Raw genomic sequence first — 9,545 nt, 5'->3', positions numbered from 1 at the left:
AAAAACAGAGAAGGTTTTTAAGAGGCTTTAGAAGAGATTAGACAAAGAAAGAAAGGGGAATGAGTAAAATGGGCAACAAGAAAACTAAGAAAGGCAATCCTGACAAAGTACACCCTTACTTAGCAAGGAAGGCTTTAGAGATGGCTGGCGGAGATAGAAATGCAGCGTACAGCTATTGCATAGAGCTAAGTTGGAAGCTGTGGGGGAGGTTAGCTCCTGGCTTTGACAATGCAGATTTACAAGCATTTTACGATAAGGAGGGGATGTGAAATGAGAGAAATAAAATTTAGAGGCAAAAGAGTAGATAATGGCGAATGGGTGTATGGTGATTTAATTCATAGATACAGCAATTGGATATATATAGCACCAATACCAATGCGGCTGGAGTGCTTGTGAATAAGAAAAGGAGGTGTTAAATGTGGACAGACAGCTAGAAAAATTTAACAGAGAAAGAATAGAAGAAGCAAGGAAGAGGCTTGATAAATCATCACGTGGTTCAGATGAAGAATATTATACGCATCTGTTAGCTTATGCACATTTGTTAGCAGTAAATGAAGACCTTAAAAAAGAGGGTAAAAAATTGATTAATACATTGCATGATGAAATTGATACAGCAAAAATAAATGAAACACACGCAGAAACATTAACAGGAATCTATTACTGGAAGGGATACAGACAAGCACTAGAGAGAGCCTTAACTCTTGTGCTTAGAGTAGAACAACAATTGTTAGCAACCAAAGAAGAGTGATGCTAATAAATATCCTTCAGAAGCTCATATTTGGCTCAGAATCGTTTTTAAAGCATTAAGCAATGTTTTATACATCTAAAACAAAATCAAAGGCAATGGAGGCGTTTTAAAATGAAACTATACGAGAAATATTGTCAAAAGTGTCATCAAAAATTTATTACTTCGAGCCCATACAAAAAGCTTTGTTTCACTTGTGCGATAGAAAATGAACAGGAATCGATAAAAAAGTCTTATCAGAAGAGAAAGCTAAGGAAGGTGAGGCAAAATGAACACGATAATTCTCACAATTCCAGGTAAACCTTTCGGCAAACAGAGACCACGTGTGACAAAGGCGGGTATTGCATATACACCAAAAGAAACGGTTAATTACGAAAATTTCATAAAGCTGTTATATATGCAGAAATACAAGAAATACAAAGATTTAAAGTTAGAAGGGCCAATCAAAATGACTATAACAGCTGTTTATAAAATCCCAAAAAGCGCTAGCAAAAAAGATAAGGAGTTAATGTTGCGAAATGTCATAAGACCAACGAAGAAGCCAGACATGGATAATATAGCAAAAGCGATAGCAGATGCATTGAATGGACTTGCTTATGAGGATGACAAACAAATCGTGGAAATGTACATCAGTAAGATTTATGCGGAAGATGAATTTGTGGAAGTTGTCGTGGAGGAGGTGAGAGGAGGTGAAGCTAGGTGAATTGCTTCTCAAGGCAACAGGTAGTACACCACAAACAGGAAACATAAAAGGAGTTTGTGTGGTTTGTGGGACCGAGGTAGACAATGGTATACCACTTAAGGAATGTGTATCGGACAATTTTACGGGCTGGAGCTACTTCTTTGCGGGAAATTGCATGTGTCCAGAATGCGCATACCTTTTTAGCGACCAAACATTCCGCAGGAAGTCATGGGTAGCGTTATTACATGGCTACAAAGTGTTCAAAAATGACGATGCACAACAAATCCTGTTTAATCCACCTGACACACCATTCTTTATCCACATTGCCAAGACCGGTCAAAAACAAACATGGTTGACGTGTATCCACAGAGTTGCCCACAATCCGCACAGGTATTTCTTTTCACACGAGAAATATGACGTACCAATATTGTTCGAGCATGATAGGGCAGCTACGTACATCCAAATCATTGCAGAGGCAATGGCAAAAGGCTTGACCAAAACGGAACTTACAACGTGCGAGTTCAAAATGAAAACATGGCAAAAGGCAATTGAAAGCGGCTATCGTGATTTCCTGCGAGAGCTGACCAAGTTTAAGGGTGATATCTTATGGGAGGTGTTGGTGGATGTTTACAGAAAAGCAGATTGAAGACAAAACGGTTGAGCTGTTGGCAGTGGTGTACAACAGCATAAACTGGAGCAAGATGCACACCAGCAAGAATCCGCACGATATTTTCAATCATCGTGTTAGGGCAGCCAGTAGACGAGCAACGCTGTTTGAGGCTGTTTCAAAGTTGGCTAATTACTTTGGGCTACAATCGTTACCAGCAGAGGCAATACAGCTTACTCAAGAGCTCCGGCCATACGAGAGAACTGTCCTGAACAAGATGTACATGGAGCATATACCGATATCTATGATGGCAATTATGCGGGCCAAAGAAAGACGTAAAAATAAAAGCCAAATGACAATCTTTGAGAACATAAAGGAGGAGGAATTGAAAGATGAATAAGCGTTTTTATGAAATTGAGGGCACTATCACGGCTTTGACACCAATTTTTCATGGAGGGGACGAGAAAACCGGGTCTACACCGGTTTTACGCACAATCATGGTGTATGTAGACGGCATAGGTGAAGTGCCAATTCCGTATATCTCTGGCAATGGTATTCGAGGCAAACTCCGTAGATTGTCCATCAAAGATTTCCTCGACATGCTGAAGTACGAGATTACCAATACGAAACTGCATCACGCATTGTTTTCTGGTGGTGTACTGGAAAGTACATCCGACACGACTGGCGTAATTGACCTGGCGTTCAGAAAGAAAGTCCGGGAGCTTATGCCACCTGTGGCCATATTCGGATGTGCGTTGGGTAATCAAATGATACAGGGAAATCTCATCGTAGAACATATGTGGCCAATCTGCGAAGAATACAAGCCATACTTGCCAGAAGAATATCAAAAGGATTCACGTGCTGGTCAACCCATTCGTACATTTACAGACCAAAGCTTTATAACCCGCAGAGATGACTTGCGGGAGGAACGGGAAGAGGACGAGCAAGCTGTTCAGATGAAGGTTGATTACGAATGCTTTGTACCAGGCACGAAGTTCTATCACCGCTTTGTGTTGCAACTGCCAGACCAGCTCCAGCTAAGCTGCTTTGGGCGAATATTAGACCTGTTTGAAGCTATGCCGTATATCGGCGGTAGAAGCTCCAGTGGTGACGGCAAGGTTATGCTGAACTATAAAAATAAACCCGATGCAAGCTTATACCTCGAATTTGTACAAGAGAAGAAAGATGACATTGTAAAACTGCTTAAGGAATTGGAGGAGAGATTATGAATGGCATTCTTGATGAAATTAAATATTTTACGACGATAGCGGAGAAAGCCCCACCGCTTGAGTGGGGCAGCTTCCGCCCATTTAAAATTACTTTTAAGATGCGGTCACCAGTTTGTGTAACTACACCTTGGATTAATTTTGATAGCCTATTAGGGCATTTGATAATGATGGATACGTTTGGGCAAGATTATTTCGTACTACCGCGCAAATTAAATATTACACCATATTTAGACCAAGCAAATGCCAGGAGATTAGTACCGCTTAAGAAGACAGGGGATATATATCATTGCTCAGTAAGCATTTTTTATCCTAATAGCATACGTGTGACACAAATGTATAAGCGATTTGAAGAGCGTTGGAGCGAAAATCTTGCACAAAAGAAGATACGAATAGGTTCTGGACATTTTAGAGCATACGCTATGAAAACAGTATATATCCCTGCCAAAGAAGTAATTTATTACGCAAATGGGGATATAGATTTGACTAAGCGGTTAATAGAAGAATACATGTTAGGCTTAGGTAATGATATTAGAGTGGGATGGGGCGCTTTAAAAGATGTTTTGTTTGAGGAGATAGAAGAGGATTGGTCTCTTGTGGCAAACGGTGTGGCCATGCGCCCAATACCTATTGAAATGTGTGCAGAATATGATGATGCGGCATATTTGGCATACAAGGGGCCATACTGGGACCCTAAAAATACTACCTTATGTGTGCCGCCTGGAGCGAGGTGTAAACTAAAAGATGAATATGGAGGAAGTGCTAACACAGTGGGCCAAAACGGAAGAACACAAAGCTAAAGTGGAAGAAGCAAAAGAAATTATTCAACGAGCCTTACGAACACATAAAAAACCATATGTAGCGTTTTCGGGAGGTAAAGATTCAACATGCATGCTTCATCTTGTGCTACAACAGAAACCAGACGTTATGGTTTACCATTGGGATTATGGCAAGTATTTGATGCCTAGAGAATTTGAAAAAGAAGCAATCGAGATAGCATATAAAATAGGAGCAAAAAACGTAATTATCGATACATCTAACAAATACACGTCACGTGAAGCAACGGGCATTTGGTATAAGGATTTTTTGGGGCGTGCAGCAAAAGAACTTTGGCAGCAGGGCTATGATTTGGTGTTTGTTGGGATACGCAAACATGAAAGTTTAAAGCGCAAAAGGCGTATTAGGAAAGGGGAAAAAATAACTGCAATTGATGAATGCTGGCCGATAAAAGATTGGACATGGCAAGACGTTTGGGCGTATATTTTCTCAAATAATTTACCATACCATAGTGTTTATGATAAATATGCTCCTATTGTTGGATGGGATAAAGCTAGATTTGTAACGTTTTTTGATAAAGAATTTGATTATTTAGGAAGCAGTAATATTGATGGTGTATTGCTGTGGAGGTGGAGGAATGAGCAAATTTAAAAAGTATATTGATAAGAATGTTTATGAAGCTGCGATAGAAAGATTGGAGTTTATTTTTGATAACTTCCCTAAAGTCTATTTTTCAGTCTCATTTGGCAAAGATAGTAGTGTTATGATGCATTTAGCATTAGAAGTAGCAAAAAGAAAAAATAGGCTACCGATTCATGTTCTTTTTATTGACCTTGAAGCACAGTACAAATGTACAATAGAACATGCTAAAGAGATGCTCTTGAGAGATGATGTAAAAGCATACTGGATATGTTTGCCGTTGCATTTAAGAAATGCTGTAAGTGTTTATCAATCGCAATGGGTATGTTGGGACCCGAAAGAAAAAGAAAAATGGGTTCGTGAGATGCCTGATTATCCATGTGTAATAAGTGACCCAAACTATTTCCCCTTCTTTAAATTTGGTATGGAATTTGAAGAATTTGTTGTTGAGTTTGGAAAGTGGTTTAGTCAAGGTGAACTAACAGCCTGTGGTGTTGCTATAAGAGCTGATGAAAGTTTAAATAGGTTTAGAACATTAAAGAACGAGAAAAAGGACCGCTTTATGGGTAAATTTTGGACAACAAGGATTGTAGATAATGTGTATAACTTTTATCCAATTTATGATTGGAAAACAGAAGATATATGGACAGCAGTGGGTAAAAACAATTGGAAATACAATAAAATTTATGACTTAATGTACATGCAAGGGAAATCTATTCATGAAATGCGAATATGCCAGCCATACGGAGACGACCAACGGAAAGGGCTAAATTTGTTCAGACAATTAGAGCCAGAAACGTGGCATAAAGTGGTTGATAGAGTATCAGGAGCAAATTTTGGTAATATATACTGTAACACGTATTTGTTAGGGAACAGAAAAGTTATACTGCCAGAAGGACACACATGGAAGTCATATACAGAGTTTTTATTAGAGACTATACCACGCTATGAAGCAGAATGGTATAGAATGAAAATAAAAAAATTCCTTGATTGGTGGGCTAAACACGGATATCCAGATGGGATTCCAGACGAAGCAGACCCGAAATTAGAAGTTGCAAAAAAGGCACCTTCGTGGAGAAGAATAGCAAAATGTATTTTAAAAAATGACAAATTGTGTAAAAGTTTGTCATTCAATCAAACAAAAAATCAATATGAAAAATATCAGGCGTTACGTGAAATGTATGGAGAATAAGGAGGTTATAAATATGGACAGAAAAGATGTACTACAAAAATTCAGAGTGCTGTTAGAAGAAGTAAAAGAACTGTCTTTAGAAGAACGGGTAAAATTCTTAAATGAGGCAAAACAAATACTGCATGAATGCAGTCCATTTGAAGAGCCGGTAGATGTTGTGAAATGGGTACCGGCAAACAAAGTAATCGCAAATGATTATAATCCAAATAGAGTAGCACCGCCAGAAATGAAATTGCTTGAACTTTCTATTAGACAAGATGGATATACTCAGCCGATTGTAGTTTATTATGATGAACAAAATGATAGATATATTGTTGTGGATGGTTTCCATAGGAATAGAGTTGGAAAAGAGGTGTCGGATATAAGAAAAAGGCTAAAAGGTTATTTACCAGTTGTAGTCATTAACAAAGATTTGAAAGAGAGAATAGCTTCAACCATAAGGCATAACAGAGCCAGGGGTACACACGCAATTCCGCAGATGGCAAAAATTGTAGAGATGCTGTACTTCATGGGATGGTCGGATAAAAAAATTGCTGAACAATTAGGGATGGAAAAAGACGAAGTGTTGAGATTAAAACAGTTTGTTGGTTTAGGGTCTTTATTTAAAGACAGAGAATATTCGAAGGCATGGGAATAAGTTATAAATTACTAAAGTTAGCAAATCAACACATAACAACAAAAAGTGGAATATGGTTAGAAAGGAGAGATAAAAATGGCAATCCCTGAAAAATGCCAAAAGTGTTTGAAAAACGAAAATGGGAGGTGTATAGCATATAAAGAATTTATTGGGGAATATTGCCCAGGTTATGTTGATGACCCAGAAGACATGATTAAAATGTATGAGGATATAAAGGAGTATGCAAAGACAAGAGCAATAGCCTATAATTATATAAGAACAAAACTCAACAAAAAGATAGATAAATGGAAAAGCAAACTAAAAGAACAACAAGACAAAGAAAAAGAAGTAGAAAATACAACAAAAGGGGTGAAGTAATTGAAAAAACTGCCAAAAAGGAATGTGCTTGAGCATTATTTCTTTAATTACTACCAAGTCTTATTTAAGATAAAAAAAAGAATAGATGATATAATACATTCTTCTCCAGCAAAGTATGTAGAAGTAGGCGGCGGAGTAAGCCATAACAGTAATCCAACGGAGTTAAAAGCAATAAAGATTGCAATGGATAAAGAACTAACAGAAAAACAACAATGGCTTAAGATTGTGAGAGATGTTGTAGCAGATATGAGGTACATAGACGAGAAGAATAAAACAAAATATGCTATGCTTATACAAAAACGTTACTTTGATGAATTAGGGGACAATCATGTGCAGAAACAATTAGGTTTGCAGTACAGGAGTCAGTATAAAGAGATGAAAGATACTGTATTGTTGGAAGGTGTATTATTAGCAGCAGCAAGTGGACTAATAACTTATGATGAGATTAGAAAGTTTGTGAAAGAAAATTGGTAAAAAATATCTTCTGAAATGTACTGTACTTGACAGGCTTTTTAAAGTGAGTTATAATTAAACTGGTACAATAGAAATGTGCTCTGGTGTTTTGCCAGAGCTCTTTTTTATGCATCCGCCATCGAGATTGACTACTCAACCGAGGCAACACCGAGGGCAGTAACACCGGACGGCATTCCGGTTAAAAAAGAAGAATGTCCAGGCAGGAGGTAAACCCGAACATTCTTCTTTTTTAATTTGAGAAAGGAAGGTGAACCTTCATGGCAAGAGGGAAATGTCATGATTGGCTTACCAATGAAGGTTTACTGAAGCTGGAAGCATGGGCAAGGGATGGATTGACGGATGAGCAAATTGCTAAAAATATAGGAATTTCAAGGTCAACATTAGCTGAATGGAAAAAGAAATATTCGGACATATCGAACGCCCTAAAAAAGGGGAAGGAAGTTGTTGATATTGAAGTTGAAAATGCCTTGCTTAAAAGAGCCTTGGGTTATAAATATGTTGAAGTAACTAAAGAAAGAGTTACTGAACTTAACCCACACACTGGTGAGCCTGAATCAAAGTTGGTAGTTACAAAAGAAGTGGTCAAAGAAGTTCAACCTGATGTTACTGCACAGATATTTTGGTTGAAAAATCGTAAACCTGATGCGTGGCGGGATAAGCGTGATTTTGAATTAAGTGGTGAACTAAATCAAAAATCACCTTATGATGAATTGACGGTTGAGGAATTAAGGGCTTTAGCAAGGAAATGTAAAGAAGATGGTTAAGCTTAATTTAGTTGAAATTAAAAAAGCATTGGCAAGAAAAAGCTTCTTTGATTATTGTAATTTGAAAGCCCCTGATTTTTATAAACCAGACCGTCAATATCTGGTCAGATTATGTAATGAACTTCAAGAATTTTATGAAAGTGATGATGAAGTTTTAATCGTCAACTTGCCCCCAAGACATGGTAAGTCAAGAACAGCGGGTAATTTTGTTGAATGGGTTCTTGGTAATAACAAACATGAAAAAATCATGACTGGTTCATACAATGAAACCCTTTCAACTATGTTTTCAAAGAATGTGAGAAATACAATTCAAGAAGTCAAAGTTGATAAAGACAAGATTGTTTATTCTGATATATTTCCAGGTATCAAAATTAAGTATGGTGATGGTGCAATGAACCTTTGGAGTTTAGAAGGTTCCTATAATAACTATCTTGCAACTTCACCAACTGGAACTGCAACAGGTTTTGGCTGCACTCTTATGATTATTGATGACCTTATTAAAAATGCCCAGGAAGCTTATAATGAAGAAGTGCTTCAAAAACATTGGGATTGGTTTACTAATACAATGCTTTCCAGGCTTGAAGAAGGCGGTAAAATCATCATCATTATGACCAGGTGGGCAACTGGTGATTTGGCTGGAAGGGCTTTAGAACATTATAAGGAACAAGGTGCAAAAGTAAGGCATATAAGCATGAAAGCTTTACAAAAAGATGGAACAATGCTTTGCCCTGAAATACTTTCAAGAAAATCTTATGAAGCAAAGTGTAAAGCTATGGGTATTGAAATTGCTTCAGCTAATTATCAACAAGAACCTGTTGATATTAAAGGTAGATTATACACCAGCTTCAAGACTTACACCAAATTACCTATGGATGAAAAGGGTAATCTTTTATTTACATCAATCAGAAATTACACTGATACTGCTGACCAGGGTGATGATTACCTTTGCAGTATTAATTATGGTGTTTATAATGGTGAAGCTTATGTTCTTAATGTGTTATATACAAAACAACCAATGGAAGTTACAGAACCAGCAGTTGCAAAGATGTTATATGAAGATAAAGTAAACATTGCAGATATTGAATCCAACAATGGTGGTAGAGGATTTGCAAGGCAGGTTGAAAGAATACTACATGAAAAATATAGGACTAATAGAGTTCAGATTAACTGGTTCCATCAATCCAAGAATAAGAAAGCAAGAATACTTTCAAATTCAACTTGGGTTATGAATCATGTTTACTTTCCAGTGAATTGGAAAGATAGATTTCCTGAATACTATGAAGCAATGACCAAGTATCAAAAAGAAGGTAAAAACCTTCATGATGATGCACCTGATGCTACAACGGGAATTGCTGAAAAAATTAATGCAGGTCAAACATTTAGCTTTGATTAACACCTTTAATTTAATTCAAAGGTTTATTTTTTATTAGTTCATGAAAAGGGGG

The 9,545-nt window shown here is 37.3% G+C and carries 15 protein-coding genes; all 15 read left to right on the top strand.

Features of this window, described 5'->3' with window-relative positions:
- Positions 1-68: 68 nt before the first annotated feature.
- The 15 genes from M663_RS0104270 (at position 69) to terL (ending at position 9,493) form a co-directional block, all read left to right on the top strand.
- Positions 69-269: a hypothetical protein gene (locus M663_RS0104270; RefSeq protein ID WP_029688056.1), complete on the top strand. Its 201-nt coding sequence runs from the start codon at positions 69-71 to the stop codon at positions 267-269.
- A 1-nt stretch (position 270) separates the two neighbouring features.
- Positions 271-396, top strand: a complete 126-nt coding sequence (locus tag M663_RS15210; protein WP_273702624.1) for a hypothetical protein — start codon at positions 271-273, stop codon at positions 394-396.
- A gap of 22 nt (positions 397-418) precedes the next feature.
- Positions 419-748, top strand: a complete 330-nt coding sequence (locus tag M663_RS0104260) for a hypothetical protein (protein WP_029688055.1) — start codon at positions 419-421, stop codon at positions 746-748.
- Between the two features lie 265 nt (positions 749-1,013).
- On the top strand, positions 1,014-1,448 hold the full coding sequence (locus M663_RS0104250; RefSeq protein ID WP_029688054.1) for a RusA family crossover junction endodeoxyribonuclease: 435 nt from the start codon (positions 1,014-1,016) through the stop codon (positions 1,446-1,448).
- Positions 1,435-2,073, top strand: coding sequence for a hypothetical protein (locus tag M663_RS0104245; protein WP_029688053.1), 639 nt, complete (start codon positions 1,435-1,437; stop codon positions 2,071-2,073). Before M663_RS0104250 ends, M663_RS0104245 begins: the two co-directional genes overlap by 14 nt.
- Positions 2,051-2,434, top strand: coding sequence for a hypothetical protein (locus M663_RS0104240; protein WP_029688052.1), 384 nt, complete (start codon positions 2,051-2,053; stop codon positions 2,432-2,434). The genes M663_RS0104245 and M663_RS0104240 overlap by 23 nt, the downstream gene beginning before the upstream one ends.
- Complete coding sequence (locus tag M663_RS0104235) at positions 2,427-3,263, top strand: hypothetical protein (RefSeq protein ID WP_029688051.1); 837 nt, start codon at positions 2,427-2,429, stop codon at positions 3,261-3,263. The genes M663_RS0104240 and M663_RS0104235 overlap by 8 nt, the downstream gene beginning before the upstream one ends.
- Entirely contained in the window at positions 3,260-4,060 is an 801-nt protein-coding gene (locus M663_RS0104230; protein WP_029688050.1) for a hypothetical protein, read from the top strand. The genes M663_RS0104235 and M663_RS0104230 overlap by 4 nt, the downstream gene beginning before the upstream one ends.
- Entirely contained in the window at positions 4,020-4,688 is a 669-nt protein-coding gene (locus M663_RS0104225; protein ID WP_273702623.1) for a phosphoadenosine phosphosulfate reductase family protein, read from the top strand. The genes M663_RS0104230 and M663_RS0104225 overlap by 41 nt, the downstream gene beginning before the upstream one ends.
- Positions 4,675-5,868, top strand: a complete 1,194-nt coding sequence (locus M663_RS0104220; protein ID WP_029688047.1) for a DUF3440 domain-containing protein — start codon at positions 4,675-4,677, stop codon at positions 5,866-5,868. The genes M663_RS0104225 and M663_RS0104220 overlap by 14 nt, the downstream gene beginning before the upstream one ends.
- 13 nt (positions 5,869-5,881) lie before the next feature.
- Complete coding sequence (locus tag M663_RS0104215) at positions 5,882-6,505, top strand: ParB/RepB/Spo0J family partition protein (RefSeq protein ID WP_029688046.1); 624 nt, start codon at positions 5,882-5,884, stop codon at positions 6,503-6,505.
- A gap of 75 nt (positions 6,506-6,580) precedes the next feature.
- Entirely contained in the window at positions 6,581-6,862 is a 282-nt protein-coding gene (locus tag M663_RS0104210) for a hypothetical protein (RefSeq protein WP_029688045.1), read from the top strand.
- Positions 6,863-7,336: a hypothetical protein gene (locus M663_RS0104205; protein ID WP_029688044.1), complete on the top strand. Its 474-nt coding sequence runs from the start codon at positions 6,863-6,865 to the stop codon at positions 7,334-7,336.
- 257 nt (positions 7,337-7,593) lie between these two features.
- Complete coding sequence (locus tag M663_RS0104200; protein WP_029688043.1) at positions 7,594-8,100, top strand: helix-turn-helix domain-containing protein; 507 nt, start codon at positions 7,594-7,596, stop codon at positions 8,098-8,100.
- A complete protein-coding gene (terL, locus tag M663_RS0104195) occupies positions 8,093-9,493 on the top strand; it encodes a phage terminase large subunit (protein ID WP_029688042.1) in 1,401 nt (466 codons plus the stop codon). The genes M663_RS0104200 and terL overlap by 8 nt, the downstream gene beginning before the upstream one ends.
- Positions 9,494-9,545 lie beyond the last annotated feature (52 nt).

The sequence above is a fragment of the Thermoanaerobacter sp. A7A genome (assembly GCF_000445185.1).
GTDB lineage: Bacteria > Bacillota > Thermoanaerobacteria > Thermoanaerobacterales > Thermoanaerobacteraceae > Thermoanaerobacter.
This window is presented reverse-complemented; position numbering and strand designations above follow the sequence as displayed.

Excerpts from the sequence above, each read along its gene's own strand:
- M663_RS0104235 (WP_029688051.1), top strand. The coding sequence starts at position 2,427 with ATGAATAAGCGTTTTTATGAAATTGAGGGCACTATCACGGCTTTGACA.
- M663_RS0104210 (WP_029688045.1), top strand. The coding sequence starts at position 6,581 with ATGGCAATCCCTGAAAAATGCCAAAAGTGTTTGAAAAACGAAAATGGG.
- M663_RS0104270 (WP_029688056.1), top strand. The coding sequence starts at position 69 with ATGGGCAACAAGAAAACTAAGAAAGGCAATCCTGACAAAGTACACCCT.
- M663_RS0104250 (WP_029688054.1), top strand. The coding sequence starts at position 1,014 with ATGAACACGATAATTCTCACAATTCCAGGTAAACCTTTCGGCAAACAG.
- M663_RS0104230 (WP_029688050.1), top strand. The coding sequence starts at position 3,260 with ATGAATGGCATTCTTGATGAAATTAAATATTTTACGACGATAGCGGAG.
- M663_RS15210 (WP_273702624.1), top strand. The coding sequence starts at position 271 with ATGAGAGAAATAAAATTTAGAGGCAAAAGAGTAGATAATGGCGAATGG.
- M663_RS0104215 (WP_029688046.1), top strand. The coding sequence starts at position 5,882 with ATGGACAGAAAAGATGTACTACAAAAATTCAGAGTGCTGTTAGAAGAA.
- terL (WP_029688042.1), top strand. The coding sequence starts at position 8,093 with ATGGTTAAGCTTAATTTAGTTGAAATTAAAAAAGCATTGGCAAGAAAA.
- M663_RS0104200 (WP_029688043.1), top strand. The coding sequence starts at position 7,594 with ATGGCAAGAGGGAAATGTCATGATTGGCTTACCAATGAAGGTTTACTG.
- M663_RS0104240 (WP_029688052.1), top strand. The coding sequence starts at position 2,051 with ATGTTTACAGAAAAGCAGATTGAAGACAAAACGGTTGAGCTGTTGGCA.
- M663_RS0104220 (WP_029688047.1), top strand. The coding sequence starts at position 4,675 with ATGAGCAAATTTAAAAAGTATATTGATAAGAATGTTTATGAAGCTGCG.